The organism is Pseudomonas sp. MWU13-3659 (assembly GCF_023757525.1).
Lineage (GTDB): Bacteria > Pseudomonadota > Gammaproteobacteria > Pseudomonadales > Pseudomonadaceae > Aquipseudomonas > Aquipseudomonas entomophila_E.
Window position 1 is genome coordinate 1 of record NZ_JAMSHW010000111.1, and the last position, 489, is coordinate 489.

Annotated in this window: 1 protein-coding gene; it reads right to left on the reverse strand. The window is 61.6% G+C overall.

Annotated features, from left to right (window positions below):
• A partial coding sequence (locus NGM28_RS28545; RefSeq protein WP_252092557.1) for an immunoglobulin-like domain-containing protein occupies positions 1–489 on the reverse strand: 489 nt, incomplete at both ends.

Sequence of the window (489 nt, forward strand, 5' to 3'; positions counted from 1 at the left end):
GGTGACCGACAGGCCCTGGGCATTGGTCAGGGTCACGGTATAGGTGACCTGGCCGCCTTCCGAAACGGTGGTTTTATCGGCAGTCAGGGTCGCCACGACTTCGCTGACGGTGTCGGTGATCTGCACGGTGGCGTTGCCACCGAGTTCCAGATTCTCGAAGGTTTTGCCGGTGACGGAGGCATCGGTAATGCCGACAGTCAGCGAGCTGCCGTCCTTGAACACGTCGTCGCCTTGAGCCGCAGCCTTGTAGGTGGCTTCGGTTTGACCAGCCGTGATCACCACCTTGTCGCCATTGGACAGGGTGACAGTCAGGTCGCGATCCAGCGGCTGGTTCACCTTCACAGTGAAGGTCGGCTGCTGGGCTTCGTTCACGTCGCCATTGCTGACGATGGTCACGGCGACCTTGTCGCCTTCGTTGCCGGTACCTGGGGTGCCGGTGCCAGGCTCATCGGTGACGGTAGTGGTGATGGTGTTGTCGCCGAGGGTCAG